This window comes from Roseomonas sp. HF4 (assembly GCF_005222755.1).
GTDB lineage: Bacteria > Pseudomonadota > Alphaproteobacteria > Acetobacterales > Acetobacteraceae > Neoroseomonas.
This window is the reverse complement of sequence record NZ_STGD01000006.1, coordinates 120654-135878: the sequence shown is the minus strand read 5'-3', so window position 1 is coordinate 135878 and position 15225 is coordinate 120654. Positions and strand designations below refer to the sequence as shown.

15 protein-coding genes are annotated in these 15225 nt (G+C 71.8%); 3 read left to right on the top strand and 12 right to left on the bottom strand.

Annotated elements, in window-relative coordinates:
* Positions 1-7: 7 nt before the first annotated feature.
* Complete coding sequence (locus E8M80_RS11385; protein ID WP_137125815.1) at positions 8-406, bottom strand: hypothetical protein; 399 nt, start codon at positions 404-406, stop codon at positions 8-10.
* 107 nt (positions 407-513) lie between these two features.
* Between E8M80_RS11385 and E8M80_RS11380 the strand changes: the two genes are divergently transcribed.
* A complete protein-coding gene (locus E8M80_RS11380; protein ID WP_137125814.1) occupies positions 514-1302 on the top strand; it encodes a helix-turn-helix domain-containing protein in 789 nt (262 codons plus the stop codon).
* Here the strand turns inward: E8M80_RS11380 and E8M80_RS11375 are convergent, their stop codons facing one another.
* The 11 genes from E8M80_RS11375 to E8M80_RS11325 form a co-directional block, all read right to left on the bottom strand.
* A complete protein-coding gene (locus tag E8M80_RS11375) occupies positions 1303-2079 on the bottom strand; it encodes a potassium channel family protein (protein ID WP_206035618.1) in 777 nt (258 codons plus the stop codon).
* Between the two features lie 3 nt (positions 2080-2082).
* Complete coding sequence (locus tag E8M80_RS11370; RefSeq protein ID WP_137125813.1) at positions 2083-2982, bottom strand: NAD(P)-dependent oxidoreductase; 900 nt, start codon at positions 2980-2982, stop codon at positions 2083-2085.
* Positions 2983-3048: 66 nt separating this feature from the next.
* Positions 3049-3867 (bottom strand): phosphonate ABC transporter, permease protein PhnE, encoded by an 819-nt coding sequence (phnE, locus tag E8M80_RS11365; protein ID WP_137125812.1) that lies wholly within the window; start codon positions 3865-3867, stop codon positions 3049-3051.
* A 1-nt stretch (position 3868) separates the two neighbouring features.
* Entirely contained in the window at positions 3869-4687 is an 819-nt protein-coding gene (phnE, locus tag E8M80_RS11360) for a phosphonate ABC transporter, permease protein PhnE (protein ID WP_137125811.1), read from the bottom strand.
* Positions 4684-5484 (bottom strand): phosphonate ABC transporter ATP-binding protein, encoded by an 801-nt coding sequence (gene phnC, locus E8M80_RS11355; RefSeq protein WP_206035617.1) that lies wholly within the window; start codon positions 5482-5484, stop codon positions 4684-4686. The genes phnE (E8M80_RS11360) and phnC overlap by 4 nt, the downstream gene beginning before the upstream one ends.
* 66 nt (positions 5485-5550) lie before the next feature.
* Positions 5551-6531 (bottom strand): phosphate/phosphite/phosphonate ABC transporter substrate-binding protein, encoded by a 981-nt coding sequence (phnD, locus tag E8M80_RS11350; RefSeq protein ID WP_137125810.1) that lies wholly within the window; start codon positions 6529-6531, stop codon positions 5551-5553.
* A gap of 111 nt (positions 6532-6642) precedes the next feature.
* Positions 6643-7521 carry a 3-hydroxybutyryl-CoA dehydrogenase gene (locus E8M80_RS11345; RefSeq protein ID WP_137125809.1) on the bottom strand — a complete coding sequence of 293 codons (879 nt, stop codon included), beginning with the start codon at positions 7519-7521 and terminating at the stop codon, positions 6643-6645.
* A gap of 142 nt (positions 7522-7663) precedes the next feature.
* The gene (locus E8M80_RS11340; RefSeq protein WP_137125808.1) at positions 7664-8587 is read right to left on the bottom strand and encodes an electron transfer flavoprotein subunit alpha/FixB family protein; all 924 of its coding nucleotides are present in this window, start codon (positions 8585-8587) and stop codon (positions 7664-7666) included.
* Between the two features lie 2 nt (positions 8588-8589).
* Positions 8590-9339, bottom strand: a complete 750-nt coding sequence (locus E8M80_RS11335; protein WP_137125807.1) for an electron transfer flavoprotein subunit beta/FixA family protein — start codon at positions 9337-9339, stop codon at positions 8590-8592.
* 109 nt (positions 9340-9448) lie between these two features.
* Positions 9449-9643 (bottom strand): twin transmembrane helix small protein, encoded by a 195-nt coding sequence (locus E8M80_RS11330; protein ID WP_137125806.1) that lies wholly within the window; start codon positions 9641-9643, stop codon positions 9449-9451.
* A 20-nt stretch (positions 9644-9663) separates the two neighbouring features.
* Positions 9664-10872 (bottom strand): MFS transporter, encoded by a 1209-nt coding sequence (locus E8M80_RS11325; RefSeq protein WP_137125805.1) that lies wholly within the window; start codon positions 10870-10872, stop codon positions 9664-9666.
* A 90-nt stretch (positions 10873-10962) separates the two neighbouring features.
* On the opposite strand from E8M80_RS11325, the gene E8M80_RS11320 reads away from it, so the two are divergent.
* Both E8M80_RS11320 and E8M80_RS11315 read left to right on the top strand, forming a co-directional pair.
* On the top strand, positions 10963-13527 hold the full coding sequence (locus E8M80_RS11320; RefSeq protein ID WP_137125804.1) for a mechanosensitive ion channel domain-containing protein: 2565 nt from the start codon (positions 10963-10965) through the stop codon (positions 13525-13527).
* On the top strand, positions 13524-15089 hold the full coding sequence (locus E8M80_RS11315) for a M81 family metallopeptidase (RefSeq protein WP_137125803.1): 1566 nt from the start codon (positions 13524-13526) through the stop codon (positions 15087-15089). The genes E8M80_RS11320 and E8M80_RS11315 overlap by 4 nt, the downstream gene beginning before the upstream one ends.
* Positions 15090-15225: the final 136 nt, after the last annotated feature.

Below are 15225 nucleotides of genomic sequence, written 5' to 3'. Positions count from 1 at the left end.
CCGCCGTTCACGCCGCGCGCGCCGCGCGCCGCAGCGCCACGACATAGAGCTCCGCGAACACCGCGACGGCGACGGCCTGTACCGCGAGGAAGGTGATGCCCCAGCCGTTCGGCGCGACCAGACCGAGCAGCGGCAGCGCCGCGCATTCCAGCGCCCAGAGCAGGTTGCCCAGCGCCAGCAGCCCGACCAGCCAGCGCGGCACGGCCGGGCGCGCGGCAAGCCAGGCGAGCAATGCCGAATAGGGCAGCAGGAACAGCCCGGCGCCGAGCAACAGCGCCGGCGGCAGCGCCGTCATCCGGCCGAGCGCATCGGATGCCGCGACCAGCGCGAGCCCGCTGATGCCGCTCATCGCCGCATCGGCGGACAGGGTGGTGCGGAGGAAACGGGTGGCAGGGATCATCGTCATCGGTCTCTCCTCATCTCGACGGCGCGGACATGCAGGATCGGGCGCCCTGCCGCGATTACCCCGGAGGTCATCGGCGCACGGCGCCGCACCGTGCGCGGACGGGCGGCATGAACGATTTCGGCCCGCTGCTGCGGGAATGGCGCCAGCGCCGGCGACTCAGCCAGCTTGGCCTGGCGCTGGAGGCGGACATCTCCCAGCGCCATCTTTCCTTCGTCGAGTCCGGACGCGCCCGGCCGAGCCGGGAGATGGTGCTGCGCCTCGCCGAGCGCCTCTCCGTGCCGCTGCGCGCGCGCAACGCATTGCTGGTCGCCGCCGGGCACGCGCCGGAATACGGCGAACGTTCGATGGACGACCCCGCGCTTGGCGCCGCCATGGCGGCTGTGCACGGCATCCTGGCCGGACACGAGCCCTTCCCCGCGCTGGCCGTGGACCGGCACTGGACGCTGCTGGCCGCCAACCGCATCGCCGCCCGGCTGATGGAGGGCGTGGCACCCGCCCTGGCCGCGCCGCCCGTCAACGTGCTGCGCCTCAGCCTCCATCCCGAGGGCCTGGCGCCGCGCATCGCCAACCTGCGGGCATGGAAGACGCATGTCCTGGACCGGCTGCGGCGGGATGCGGAGGCCTGGGCGGATCCCACCCTGCTGGCGCTGATGGAGGAGGTTGCGCGCTACCCCGCGGGGCTCGATCCGCCGCCGACGCGCGCGGAGCGCGAGCGCGCGCTGATCGCCGTGCCGCTCCGCCTGCGCGTCCCTGGCGGCGGCGAACTCGCCTTCATCGGCACGACAACCGTGTTCGGCACCGCGACCGAGGTCACGCTGGCGGAGCTGACGCTCGAGACCTTCTTCCCAGCGGACGGCGAGACGGCGGCGGCCCTGCGCGCCATGGCCGCCGCCTGATCAGTACCGCCCTTCGTCCGGTATGTTGATCGGCTCCCCACAGGCCTTGCAGTGCACCGCATCCTGCTCGTGGCGCTGCAGACCGCAGGACGGGCAGGTGAAGCGCACCTTGGACGGCCGGAACAGTGCCTGCGCGAGCCGCAGGAACAGCGTCACGCCCGCGATCATGATCACCACCGAGATCAGCCGCCCCGTGGTGCCGGGCAGGGTGATGTCCCCGAACCCCGTCGTCGTCAGCGCCGTGACGGTGAAATAGAGCGCGTCGGCGTAGTGCGCGATCTGCGGATTGCGCGGGTGCTGCGTCTCGTACACCAGCGCCGTCATGACGAAGATGAAGACGCAGAGGTGCAGCGCCGCGAGGAATGCTTCCTCATGCCGCCGGAAGAAGGCGAAGTCCCGGCGCAGCATGCCGAGCATCCGGTAGGAATGCATCAGGCGCAGCGTGCGCAGCACGCGCAGGAAGCCGAAGCCCTCGCCGGCGAGGGGCGCCAGGAAGGAGGCGATGGCGACGATGTCCGCCAGCGACGCCGGGCGCAGCGCCTCCCGCCACGGCTTGCGGCTACTCGCGACGCGCGCGGAGAACTCGCCCACCAGCACGAGCCCGATCAGCACGTCCAGTGTCTCGACCAGCAGGCTGCGCGGCAGGAAGGAGGTGGAAATGACGAAGACGATGGTCGCGATGTCGAAGGCCAGTACGCCGTAGCGGAAGCGGCAGGCATCCGGGGCCTCCCCGTAGTAGAGGTGATGCAGGCGCGCCCGCAGCGAACCGTCCTGCACCGGTCAGTCCTTCAGTCCGGACAGCTCGGCGACCAGCGCGCCGAGGCTCGCGCAGTCGTCGCCGCCGCGGCCCGAATTCACGACCGCCTCCATCATCTGCGCGGCGAGCGCGGTGGCCGGCGCGAAGACGCCCTGTTCGCGCACCGCGCCGAGCGCGAGGCGCATGTCCTTGCGCATGAGCTCCGCCCGGAAGCCGGGCTTGAAGTTGCGGTCCAGCATGCGCTTCGCGTGGCTCTCGAGCACGAAGGACCGTGCCGAGCCGCCGAGCAGTGCCTGGCGCATCAGCATGGGGTCGAGCCCCGCCTTGCGGCCCATGGCGAGCGCCTCGGCCGCCGCGAGCATTGCGCTGGTGATGATCAGCTGGTTGGCCGACTTGCAGACCTGCCCCGACCCGGCAGGGCCGAGCAGCGTCACGGTCTTCCCCACCGCGTCGAACACCGCGCGCGCGGCCGAGAAGCCGGCATCCGGCCCGCCCACCATGCAGGTCAGCGTGCCGTCGATCGCGCCCTGCGGCCCGCCCGAGACAGGGCTGTCGAGCAGCACCACGCCGCGTTCGGCCATGCGCGCGGCGAAGGATGCGGCGGCGCCAGCCGCGATGGTCGAGAAGTCGATCACGACGGTGCCGGGCGCAGCGCCGGCGGCGACGCCGTCCTCGCCGAACAGCACCGCCTCGACATCCGGCGTGTCGGGCACGCAGAGGCAGATGCAGGCGGCCCCGTCTGCGGCATCCTGCGCGCTCGGCGCCCATTCCGCACCCGCCGCGAGAAGCGGCTCGGCCTTGGCGCGGCTGCGCGTCGCGACGGTGAGCGCGAAGCCGGCCTTCATGATGTTGGCCGCCATGGCGGCGCCCATGACGCCCATGCCGATGAAGGCGATGCGGGCGGGCGGGGTGATCGGGGTCATGGCGCGGCTCCGGAGCGATTCGGACGAAACACTGCCCGAGCGGCGCGGGAAAACGAAGGCCCGCGGTCAGATGACGGCGTGCCGCACCCGGGCGGACAGCCATTCGCTGACCGCGACGGTGCCGAGGATCAGCACGAAGATCATTGTCACCTGCGGCCAGGCCAGCGTGTTGATCGACGCCTGCAGCTGCATCCCGATGCCGCCTGCGCCGACCAGGCCCAGCACCGTCGCCTCCCGGATGTTGATGTCCCATCGGAACACCGTGATGCCGGCGAAGGCAGGCATGATCTGCGGCACGATGGACCAGGCCAGCACCTGCGCGCCGGAGGCGCCGGTCGCGGTCACGGCCTCGACCTGGCTGCGGTCGATCTCCTCGATCGCCTCGTAGGTGAGCTTCGCGACGAAGCCGACCGAGCGCAGCCCGATCGCGAGGATGCCCGCCAACATCCCCGGCCCGAACACGATCACCAGGATCAGCGCCCAGATCAGCGAGTTGATCGAGCGGCTGGACACGATGAGGAACAGCATGACGGGCCGGACGAACAGCACCGACGGCGTCGTGTTGTGCGCCGCCAGGAAGGCCATCGGGAAGCCGACGACGACGGCGAGCACGGTGCCGAGCGTCGCGATGTTGATCGTGTCCCACATCGGCTTCCACAGCACGCCGGCGTAGGTCCAGGCGGGCGGGAACATCCGCTCGATCAGGTCGGCGCCCTGGGTCGGCGCGTCCCAGACGAAATCCCAGATGGTGCGGTTCGAGATGAACTCGAAGCAGGCGATGGTGAGCGCCAGCGCCGCGAGCCAGCCCGCCCAGACGGCGAGGCTCGCGCGCGGCGTGCGGCGGCGCCAGTCCGGCAGGCCGTCCGCGGCGGTGGTCACCGGCATGTCACTGCACCTTCCGCCGGATCCAGGAGGATGAGTATTCGGCCGCCAGCACGATCACGATGATGATGAGCAGCACGGCCGCGGCCGTGTCGAATTCGTAGCGGTCGAAGGACGTGTTCAGCGTGTCCCCGATGCCGCCGGCGCCGACCAGGCCCAGCACCGCGGACTCGCGGAAGTTGATGTCGAGCCGGTAGGCCGACAGCCCGATCAGCCGCGGGCGTACCTGCGGCAGGATGCCCCAGGCCAGCAGCTGGAACCAGGACGCGCCGGTCGCGCGAACGGCCTCGGCCTGTTCCTCGGCGATGTCCTCGATGTCCTCGGCGATCAGCTTCGCCATGAAGCCGATGGTCGCGAAGGACAGCGTCAGCATGCCCGCCAGCGGACCGAAGCCCACCATGGCCACGAAGACGATCGCGACGATGATCTCCTGGAAGGTGCGGCTCAGCGCGATGATGCCGCGGCAGGCCAGGTAGATCGGCAGCGGCGCCAGGTTGCGCGCCCCGCCGACCGCGACCGGGATCGACAGCGCGACGCCGATGACGGTCGAGACCACCGTCATGGTCAGGCTCTCGAGCAGTCCCTCGACGATGTCGCTGCGCTTGCTCGTGAAGTCGGGCGGGAAGAAGCCCGAGACGAAGCGCAGGCCGCGGTCCAGCCCCTCGGCTGCGCGGGTCCAGTTCACTTCGATGGTGCCGATGGCGAGCGCCGCATAGGCCAGTGCGCCGAGATAGATCGCGTAGCGCAGGACGGGGGATGCGACGAGCGGCGGCGGCCGCCAGCCGCGCGCGGCCGCGGCGGCATCGAACAGGGTGGCGCTCATGCCGGGATCGCCTCCGGCTCCTCCTCGTCCTCCGCCGCGCGGATGGTCTGGGACCAGTCCTCCTCCCCGTAGATGGTGGTCAGCACCTCGGCGGTCAGGTCGGTCGCGGGCCCGTCGAACACGATCTGCCCGGCGCGGAGCCCCACGATGCGGCGCGCGAATTGCTGCGCGAGCGCGACGTCGTGGATGTTGATGATGGCGGCGAGGCCGCGTTCCTCGCAGAGCTCGACGATCAGCCGCATGATCTGGCGTGACGTCTTGGGGTCGAGGCTCGCGGTCGGCTCGTCCACCAGCAGCAGTTGCGGGTCCTGCGTGAGCGCGCGGACGATGCCGACGCGCTGGCGCTGCCCGCCCGACAGAGCATCGGCGCGCTTGTCCACCATGTGCTCGAGGCCCACGCGGTGCAGCAGGCGGAAGGCTTCCTCCACGTCGCGGCGGGGGAAGCGGCGGAACCAGGACGGCCAGAAGCCGACATAGCCGAGCCGCCCCGACAGCACGTTCTCCATCACCGTCAGGCGCTCGACCAGCGCGTATTCCTGGAAGATCATGCCCATGCGCCGCCGCGCGCGGCGCAGCGCCCCGGCGCCGAGGCGGGTGAGCTCCGTCCCGTCCAGCACGACGCTGCCCGAGGTCGGCTCGACCAGGCGGTTCACGCAGCGGATGAGCGAGGATTTCCCCGCCCCCGACGGCCCGATCAGCGCCATCACCTGGCCCTTCGGCACGGCGAGGTCGACGCCCTTCAGCGCCATGTCGCCGGTCGGGTAGCGCTTGGTCAGCCCCGTGATGTTCAGCAGCATGTCATGCCCCCGGCATGGCCTGGGGCCGGCCGGGGAACGTCCCCTGCCGGCCCTGGTCTCGGTGCCTCAGCGGCAGGTGTAGCGGACGCCCGTCGCCTCATCGATCTCGCGCACCACCGACCAGTGCTGGCGGTAGGTGATCGGGATGAAGGCCTCGGCCGGCGGCTCGTTCTTCTCGAATTCCCGCAGCAGGTTGGTGCCGGTCCAGTCGAAGGTCTCGAAGGCGCGGCGGACATTGGCGGCAAGCTCCGGCGCCAGGTTGTGCGCGTAGCCGTAGCTCGTGGTCGGGAAGGGGTCGCTGCGGTAGATCGTGCGCAGCCGCGCCGGGTCCACCGCATTGCGCGCGACCATGCGCGTCAGCACCGAATTCGCGATCGCGGCCGCGTCGTAGTCGCGGTTGGCGACGCCGATGATGGAATTGTCGTGCCGTCCGGAGAAGGCGGTGCGGAAGTCCCGGTCGGCACGCAGGTTGAACTGGCGCTCGAGCAGCGCCGACGGCGCCTTGAAGCCGGAATTCGACGTCTGCGCCGTGAAGGCCACGAGCCGGCCGCGCAGGTCCTCCATGCGCTGGATCGGGCCGTCGGCCTGGACGATGATCTCCATGTTGTAGCCGAAGCGGCCGTCGCGCGACGCCATCATGGTGAAGGGCGCATAGCCGGCGCAGTTGACCGCGAGCGGCGTCGAGCCGGTGTTGAAGCCCGCGACATGCAGGCGGCCCGCGCGCATCGCCTCGATCTGCGCGGCATTGGACTGCACCGCGAAGAACTGCACGCGCTTGCCCGTGGTCCGCGCCAGGTGGTCCATGAATTCCTGCCACACGGTGCGGTAGACGGCGGGGTCCTCGACCGGCGTGTAGGCGAAGACCAGCACCGGCGGGTTCACCTGCTGCCGCGCATCGGTCGGCGCATCGGCCACGAGGTCGCCATCGCGGTCGCAGAAGCGCGAATCGAGGCTGCCACGCGGGCAGTCCTGCGCGGCCTGCGCGAAAGCAGCCGTGGGGCTGGCAAGAAGGGCAAGGGCCAACAGGCCCATCAGGCGTCGCAACATCTCCGGCGTCCTCCCATTTGTGTTTGTGATTCGGACAGATGTGAAAGCTAGCGAAGCACGTTCCGCGTGTCCGTTACAGCCTCCTGAAACCTGCTGCGCCCGCGAAAAAAATCAGCGCGTGGGTGTCGGCGGCGTGGTCGAATAATCGTAGAAGCCTCGCCCCGACTTCCGCCCGAGCCAGCCGGCCTCGACATATTTCGCCAGCAGCGGGGATGGCCGGTACTTCGGATCGCCGAGACCTTCGTGCAGCACCTTCATCACGCTCAGCAGCGTGTCGAGGCCCACGAAATCCGCGAGCTCCAGCGGCCCCATCGGATGGTTCGCGCCGAGCTTCAGCCCCTCGTCGATGGCGCGGACATCGCCCACGCCTTCCATCAGCGCCTGGATCGCCTCGTTGATCATGGGGCAGAGCACGCGGTTGACCACGAAGCCCGGCCAGTCGCCCGCGGCGACCGGCGTCTTGCCCATGCGCGTGGCCAGCGACGTGACCGCCGCATGCGTCGCGTCGTCGGTCGCGAGGCCGCGGATGATCTCGACCAGCTTCATCATCGGCACGGGGTTGAAGAAGTGCATGCCGATGAAGCGCGCCGGCCGGTCCGTCGCCGCCGCCAGCCGCGTGATGGGAATGGAGGAGGTGTTGGACGCCAGGATCGCCCCGGGCTTCAGCACGGGGCAGAGCGCCGCGAAGATCTTCTTCTTGATCTCCTCGTTCTCGGTCGCGGCCTCGATGACGATGTCGCAATCGGCGAAGGCATCGTTGCTCGTGGCCGTTGTGATGCGCGCCAGCGCGGCCGCCTTGTCCTCGGCCGTGATGGCCGCCTTCTTCACCTGGCGGTCCATGTTGCCGGACATGGTCGCCATGGCCTTGTCGAGCGCGGCCTGGCTGACATCCATCAGCACGACCGAAAGGCCCGATTGCGCGGCCACATGGGCAATGCCGTTGCCCATCAGGCCGGCACCGATGACGCCAAGTTTCGCGATGTCTGGCATCGAAACCTCCAGGGAAGAAAAACGGGGGGAGAAGAGAACTTCTCCCCCCGGACCCCCCTCAACCTTCTCTGTGTCTCCGCCCTGATCAAGGGCGGAGTCACAGAGAAGCGAAGGGGCCCGGGGAGGTTCCCCTCCCCCGACCTTACTTCGACAACTCGGCTTCCAGTTCCGGCACTGCCTTGAACAGGTCCGCCACCAGCCCGTAGTCGGCGACCTGGAAGATCGGCGCCTCCTCGTCCTTGTTGATGGCGACGATGACCTTGCTGTCTTTCATCCCCGCCAGGTGCTGGATCGCGCCCGAGATGCCGACGGCGATGTAGAGGTCCGGCGCCACGATCTTGCCGGTCTGCCCGACCTGCATGTCGTTCGGCGCATAGCCCGCGTCGACCGCGGCGCGGGACGCGCCGACGGCGGCGCCCAGGATGTCGGCGACTTTCTCGATGATGGCGAAGTTCTCCGACGACGCCATGGCGCGCCCGCCCGAGATGACGATGCGCGCCGCCGTCAGTTCCGGGCGCTCGGACTTCACGATTTCGGCGCCGAGGAAGGCGGAAAGGCCCGGATCCTCGGCCGTGGGTGCGGCCTCGACCGGCGCCGACCCGCCCTCGGCCGCCACCGGGTCGAAGGACGCCGCGCGCACCGTGATGACCTTCTTCGCGTCGGCCGACTTCACGGTCGCCATCGCGTTGCCGGCGTAGATCGGGCGCACGAAGGTGTCGGCGTCCACCACGCCCGCGATGTCGGACAGGATCTGCACGTCGAGCAGCGCGGCGACACGCGGCATCACGTTCTTGCCCGCGGCCGAGGCCGGGGCCAGCAAGTGCGAATACCCGGGCGCCAGCGCGACCAGCAGCGCGGCCAGCGGCTCGGCCAGCACGGCGCCGCCCTCTGCGGTCAGCACCTTCGCGACACCCGGCAGCCTGGCTGCCGCCGTAGCGGCGGCACCGGCGCCTTCGCCGGCCACGAGCACATGCACGTCGCCCAGCGCCTGCGCGGCCGCGACCGTGCTGCGCGTGGGCTGGGTGACGCCGCCATCCTTGTGGTCGGCCAGAACGAGCACGGGCATGGTCAGATCACCTTCGCTTCTGCACGCAGCTTCTCGACCAGCTCCTGGACCGAGGCCACCTTCTTGCCCGCCTGGCGCTTCGGCGGCTCCTCCACCTTCAGCACCGTCAGCCGCGGCGTGACGTCCACGCCGAGGTCGGCGGGCTTCACCGTCTCGATCGGCTTCTTGCGCGCCTTCATGATGTTGGGCAGCGACGCGTAGCGCGGCTCGTTGAGCCGCAGGTCGGTCGTCACGATCGCCGGCAGCTTCAGCGAGACGGTCTCGAGGCCGCCATCGACCTCGCGCGTCACGCGCAGGCTCTCGCCATCCTTCTCGACCTTGGAGGCGAAGGTGCCCTGGCCCCAGCCGAGCAGCGCGGCCAGCATCTGGCCGGTCGCGTTCATGTCGTCGTCGATCGCCTGCTTGCCGAGGATGACGAGCTGCGGGGCCTCCTTCGCGACGATCGCCTTCAGGATCTTGGCGACCGCGAGGGGTTCGAGCACGCCGTCATGCTCGACCAGGATGCCGCGGTCTGCGCCCATGGCGAGCGCGGTGCGGATCTGCTCCTGGCAGGCGGCAGGACCGGCGGAGATCGCGACGATCTCGGTCGCCACGCCCTTCTCCTTGAGACGCACGGCTTCCTCGACCGCGATCTCGTCGAAGGGGTTCATGGACATCTTGACGTTCGCCGTCTCGACACCCGTCCCGTCCGCCTTCACGCGGACCTTGACGTTGTAGTCGACCACCCGCTTGACGGGGACGAGGACCTTCATCGTTCGACCGTGTGCCTTCTGGTTCTGGCGCGCGGGCTGGCCGCGCGCCGGGGGCTTGGACTGAGCGCGCGGAAAATACGGGGCGCGCCGGGGCGGGGCAAGTTCGCCCCTAACGCTTCAGGAGCAGCAGCAGCAGGGCGAACAGCGCCAGTGCCACGAACTGCAGGACGATGCGCCAGCGCATCAGCCGTTGCGACCGCGCGCTGTTCCCCTGGCCGCCCGCCATGCCGAGGACGCCCGCGAGCAGGACGCCGAGCGTTGCCAGCATCGTGATGCCGACCAGGACCGTGAGGATCGTCGTCATGCGTGCCAACTAGCCCGGAATCAGGGTTTCGCAACACCCCCGATGCCGCGGAGCAGCGCCGCGCCGGCCAGCGCCGTCACCACGCAGAAGCCGAAGCCCAGCGCATAGCCGCCGGTCGCCTGCACCATCAGGGTGAACAGTGGCGGGCCCACCAGCATGCAGGCGCCGAAGACGAAGCCGACCGCGGCCGTCGCGGCCCCCACCTGGCCTTCGGGCGCGAGGCGCGCGGTCTCGGCCAGGAACACGCCGTTCCAGCCGATGGCGGTCGCGCCCATCGCCATGCCGGCCAGCGCCACGACGAGGCCCGGCGAGCCAGGACCGGCCAGCAGCAGCGCGATCCCCGCCGCCGCCGCGCCGAGGCCGAGGCCCCGCAGCACCGGCGCCGCGCCCACCCGGTCCGCGAGTAGCCCCCAGGCCACCCGCCCCGCGACGCCCGCCGCCTGCGCCAGCGCGAGGCGCAGCCCCGCCTCGGTCAGCGGCACGCCCAGCGCCTCCACCTGGAACACCACGAAGAAGGAGGAGAAGCAGAACTGCGAGATGCCATAGAGCGCGCCCGTGAAGGTGAGCCGCCGCAGCACCGGGTGGTGGCGCAGGATGGCGAGGCTGCCGACCGCGCTCCCCCAGGCGGCGCGCAGGTTGCCGAGGCTCGCGGCCCGGTCGCGCTCGGCATCCAGCGGGCCGCGCAACGGCTGGAGCACCAGCGCCGAGGCGGCGAGGAAGGCCGCCACTGCCAGCACTCCCGCCCGCCAGCCGAAGGCCGCGGCGATGGCCGGAGTCGCGGCCGCGATCAGCATGGCGCCCGCCGGCACCCCGCATTGCTTCAGGCTGAAGATGAGCGCCCGGCGGTTGGGCGGTGCCTTCTGCGCCAGCAGGTGGCTGCCCGCCGGCGTGACCGGCCCATGTCCGAGCCCGCCGAGCAGCGCCGAGAGCGCCAGCGCCGCCGGATGCCCGAGCGCAGCCACCGCGACCGCCGCGCCGCAGACCACGAGCCCCGCCTGCAGCACCCGGATGCCGCCGTAGCGCCGGATGAAGGCGCCCGCGAGCGGCCCCGAGACCAGCGCCCCGGCATAGACGAGCGCGGTATGCACGCCGGCCAGCGCCGCGGGGATGCCGACCTCGGCCGCGATGGCCGGCGCCAGCACGGGCACGGCCAGGAACACGCCCATCCCGGCCAGATGCGTGCCGAGCAGGGCGAGCATCACGATCCAGACGGAAGGGGAGGGTGTCATGCTGCGCTGCAATGCTGGACCTCGTGCGCCGCATCGGCAACCTCGGTTTGACGGGTTGACCTCCGCCCCCCGGATGGGGTCCCTGCCGGCATGACATTGGCCCGCCGGATCGTCTTCGCCCTCTGCTGCGTGCTGTCGCTGGCCGCGGCGGCCGGCCTCTCGGCCCAGACCGTCCCGGTCGAGGCGCCGGAACCGCTGCCGGCCGAGAGCACCGCGCCCGCCCCGGTCGCGCCGCCGCCCGCGCCGGCTGCCGCGCCGGCGCCCGGCGCGCGCGCGCCGGGCACCCAGCCGCCCCGCGCCGCGCCGCGCCAGCCCGGCCAGGCCCAGGCGCCGCAGCGCGAGCCCGCGGCCGGGCCAGTGCCCGCGACCGAGGCCGAGCGCCTGCTGCGCCTGTTGCAGGACGACGCCCGCCGGGCGGACCTGATCCGCACGCTCCAGGCGCTGACCGCGGCCGGAGCCGCCGCCGGGACGCCGGCCACGACGCCCGCCGGCGCAGCGGCCCCCGCGCCGGCGCGCCCGGCCGAACCTGCCCCGGCGGCGCCTGCCCCGGCGGCATCCCCCGCCCCGGCCAATGGCGCCGCCGCGCTCGCCGACGGCACCCCGGCCGCCCCGTCCGCCGCGCCGCCGGAAACGCAGCTTCTCGCGCCCAACACGCTCGGCGCGCAGCTCCTCCAGGGTGCGTCCCAGCGGTTGTCCGTGCTGTCGGACCAGGCCATCGCCGCGGCCCGGGCGGTTGCCGACCTGCCATCCTTCTTCAACTGGCTGTCCACCCTGGCGCGGGACCCGGTCACCCAGTACCGGGTGATCGACGCGTCGTGGCGCCTGCTGCTGGTGCTCGGCCTCGGCCTGCTGGCGGAATGGGGCGCGACCCGGCTGCTGACCCGCGCGCGGGACGCGCTCGATTCGCGGGCGCCGCCGGCCGGCGAGATGTTCTCCCGGCTGCGCCGCGTGCCGCTGGTGATCGGGCGGCTCGGGCTCGATCTCGTGCCGATCGCGGCCTTCGCCATCGTCTCCTACGGCCTGATCGGCGCCCTGCGGCCCCTGCCGACGACGGAACTCGTGCTGCTCACCGTCAACAACGCCTACATGGCGTCGCGCGCGGTGATGGTCGCGTCCCGCATGGCGCTGTCGCCGGCCTCCCCCATGCTGCGGCTCGCGCCCGTCGCGGACGAGACGGCGGCCTACATCACGATCTGGCTGCGCCGCATCACCTTCGTCCTCGTCGCCGGCTACGCCAGCGCCGAGGCCGGGCTGCAATTCGGCCTGCCCTGGGGCGCCTATGATTCGATCCTGCGCGTCTGCCTCGGGCTCGTCACGCTGTTCCTCATCATCATCATCCTGCAGAACCGCGGCCACGTGTCGGAGGCGCTGCGCGCCAACGAACTGGCGGACGGCGCGTCGCTCGAACCCGCGCGGCGGCTGCTGAACGGACTTCGCAACCGCCTGGCCGACATCTGGCACCTGGTCGCCATCGCCTGGCTGGTCGCCGCCTGGGGCGTCTGGGCGCTGGAGGTGCAGGGCGGCTTCTGGCGCCTGTCGCGCGTCTCGCTGCTGACGCTTGTGACGCTCGGCCTGGCCAAGCTCGCCGACATCGCGATCCGGCGCACGCTGGTGCGCGCCTTCCGCATCACGCCGGACCTCGCGCGGCGCTATCCGGCGCTCGAGGCGCGGGCGAACCGCTACCTGCCGATCCTGAAGGGCGCGATCTCGGCCGTGATCGGCGCCGCCGCGCTGCTCATCGTGCTCGAGGTCTGGGGCCTCGACGCCTTCGCCTGGTTCGCGCACGGGCAGCTCGGCGGGCGGCTGCTCGGCTCGCTCGCCTCCATGGGGCTCAGCATCCTGGTCGCGCTCGCGGCCTGGGAGGCGGCGAACGCCGCCATCCAGCGCCACCTCGAGAAGCTGTCCCGGGACGCCAAGGCGGCCCGGAGTGCGCGCGTGCGCACCCTGCTGCCGATGCTGCGCACCATCCTCATGATCATGATGGTCGTCGTGGTCGGGCTGATCATCCTGACCGAGATCGGCGTGAACGTGGCGCCCCTGATCGCCGGTGCCGGCGTCGTCGGCATCGCGATCGGCTTCGGGTCCCAGACGCTGGTGCGCGACGTCATCACCGGCGCCTTCCTGCTGTTCGAGGACGCGATGGCGGTGGGCGACGTGGTGCAGGTCAGCGGCCTGGCGGGCGTGGTGGAGCAGATGTCGATCCGCTCGATCAAGCTGCGCGCGATGGACGGCAGCCTGCACATCATTCCCTTCAGCGCCGTCACCACGGTGACGAACATGACGCGCGACTTCGCCTTCGCCGTGATGGACGTCTCGGTCGCCTACGGGGAGGACACCGACCGTGTGACCGAGGTGCTGAAGGTGATCGCCGCCGAGATGCGCGAGGACGCGAAGTGGCGCCCGACGATCCGCGACGACCTCGACATCATGGGTGTCGAGCGCCTGGCGGATTCCGGCGTCATCATCCGCGTGCGGCTCAAGACCGAGCCGTCGCAGCGCTGGTCGGTCTCGCGTGAGCTGAACCGCCGCATCAAGCGCCGCTTCGACGAGCTCGGCATCGAGATTCCGTATCCGCACCAGAAGCTGGTCATCGACCGGCAGGAGGAGCGCCACCCGGCGCAGCCGGCCCCGGTGCGCGAGGTGCCGGAGGAATGACGCGCGCCCCCCGCATCGCGGTCGGCGCCTTCATGCTGGAAAGCAACGGCCACGCGCCGCCCGCCACGCGTGCGGAGTTCGAGGCGACCTGCTGGCTCGAGGGCGCGGCGCTGGCCGCCGACCTCGCGCGCCCGGCGCCGCGCGCGCCGGTCGCGCTCGCCGGCTTCGTGCGCGCCATGGATGCCGGCCGCGCCTGGACGCCGGTGCCGCTGCTGGCCGCCGCCGCCGGCGCCTCCGGCCCGGTCGAGCAGGAGGTCTTCGACGAGATCCTCGCCCGCATCGAGGACGGGCTGCGCGCCGCGCTGCCGCTGGATGGCGTGTTCCTGTCCCTGCACGGCGCCGCCACCGCGACGGTCGAGGTGGACCCGGACGGCGTGCTGCTGGCCCGCATCCGCGCCATCGTCGGGCCCGAGGTGCCCGTGGTCGCGACGCTCGACCTGCATGCCAACGTCTCCCGCGCCATGGTGGGCAATGCCGACCTGCTGGTCGCCTTCGTGACCAACCCGCATGTCGACATGGCCGAGCGCGGCGCCGAGGCCGCGGCCGGATTGCGCGCGATGCTGGGCGGGCTCCGCCCGCGCAGCGCCTTCGTGAAGCTGCCGATGATCCCGCCGGCCACCAGCCAGAACACGGCGTCCGGCCCCTATGCGGATGCGATCGCCTTCGGCCGCGGCTTCCTTGACCACGAGGTGATGAACGTGTCGATCTCCGCGGGCTTCTCGCTCGGCGACACGCCGAAGAACGGGCTCTCGGTCGTCGTCGCGACGCGCACCGACCCGGCGCGCGCACAGGCGGTGGCGGCCGAGGTCGCGCGCTTCATCTGGTCCTCCCGCGGGCGGTGGGTCGCGAATCTGACGCCGCTGGCCGAGGCGGTGCGCCGCGCCCGGGCGGTCGGTCAGGACCCCGCCGCCGCGCCGCTGCTGCTGGCCGATGTCGCGGACAACCCGGGCGGCGGCGGCCGCGGCAACACCGTCTGGATCCTGGAGGCGTTCCACGCCGCCGGCGTCGAGGGCGCGGTGCTCGGCCTGTTCAACGACCCCGAGCTCGCCGCCGAGGCGCATCTTCTGGGGGAGGGCGCGCGCTTCGCCGCCCGCTTCAACCGGGCCGAGACGCATCCGCTCTCGCACCGCTTCGAGGCCGAGGCGGTGGTCGAGGCGCTGCACGACGGGCAGATCACCGGCCGGCGCGGCATCTACGCCGGGCAGCGGATCGACCTCGGGCCCATGGCGCTGCTGCGCATCGGCGGGCTGCGCGTCGCGGTCGCGACCAACCGGCGCCAATTGTGCGAGCCCGCGATGCTCGGGGCGCTCGGCGTCGATCCGGCGCGCGAGCGGAGCCTGGTTGTGAAGTCGCGCGGCCATTTCCGCGCGGGGTTCGACGAGGCCTTCACGCCCGACCGGATCCTCGAGGTGGATGTGCCGGGCCTGACCACGGTGGTGCTGGACCGCGTGCCGTGGCGCCAGGTACCGCGGCCGATCTGGCCGCTCGACCCCGGGATGGAATGGGCGGGGGGAGGGGAGCCGCCCCCGAACCCCCTGCCGTCCCTTCCGTTCGGCGGCTGACCGCCCCGCCCCGGCGCGGGGCGGGGCGGGGATTGGAGGCCGAGCGGGCGGTTGCCGGCCCCGCGCATCATGCCTGACCGCCGAAGGCGTCACCGCCGGCCGCCATCATGCCAGCGGTCGAAGCGTTCGACCGCCG

Excerpts from the sequence above, each read along its gene's own strand:
- E8M80_RS11380 (WP_137125814.1), top strand. The coding sequence starts at position 514 with ATGAACGATTTCGGCCCGCTGCTGCGGGAATGGCGCCAGCGCCGGCGA.
- E8M80_RS11325 (WP_137125805.1), bottom strand. The coding sequence starts at position 10,872 with ATGACACCCTCCCCTTCCGTCTGGATCGTGATGCTCGCCCTGCTCGGC.
- phnE (WP_137125812.1), bottom strand. The coding sequence starts at position 3,867 with ATGCCGGTGACCACCGCCGCGGACGGCCTGCCGGACTGGCGCCGCCGC.
- E8M80_RS11385 (WP_137125815.1), bottom strand. The coding sequence starts at position 406 with ATGACGATGATCCCTGCCACCCGTTTCCTCCGCACCACCCTGTCCGCC.
- E8M80_RS11320 (WP_137125804.1), top strand. The coding sequence starts at position 10,963 with ATGACATTGGCCCGCCGGATCGTCTTCGCCCTCTGCTGCGTGCTGTCG.
- phnD (WP_137125810.1), bottom strand. The coding sequence starts at position 6,531 with ATGTTGCGACGCCTGATGGGCCTGTTGGCCCTTGCCCTTCTTGCCAGC.
- E8M80_RS11370 (WP_137125813.1), bottom strand. The coding sequence starts at position 2,982 with ATGACCCCGATCACCCCGCCCGCCCGCATCGCCTTCATCGGCATGGGC.
- E8M80_RS11345 (WP_137125809.1), bottom strand. The coding sequence starts at position 7,521 with ATGCCAGACATCGCGAAACTTGGCGTCATCGGTGCCGGCCTGATGGGC.
- E8M80_RS11340 (WP_137125808.1), bottom strand. The coding sequence starts at position 8,587 with ATGCCCGTGCTCGTTCTGGCCGACCACAAGGATGGCGGCGTCACCCAG.
- E8M80_RS11330 (WP_137125806.1), bottom strand. The coding sequence starts at position 9,643 with ATGACGACGATCCTCACGGTCCTGGTCGGCATCACGATGCTGGCAACG.
- phnC (WP_206035617.1), bottom strand. The coding sequence starts at position 5,484 with ATGCTGCTGAACATCACGGGGCTGACCAAGCGCTACCCGACCGGCGAC.
- phnE (WP_137125811.1), bottom strand. The coding sequence starts at position 4,687 with ATGAGCGCCACCCTGTTCGATGCCGCCGCGGCCGCGCGCGGCTGGCGG.
- E8M80_RS11335 (WP_137125807.1), bottom strand. The coding sequence starts at position 9,339 with ATGAAGGTCCTCGTCCCCGTCAAGCGGGTGGTCGACTACAACGTCAAG.
- E8M80_RS11315 (WP_137125803.1), top strand. The coding sequence starts at position 13,524 with ATGACGCGCGCCCCCCGCATCGCGGTCGGCGCCTTCATGCTGGAAAGC.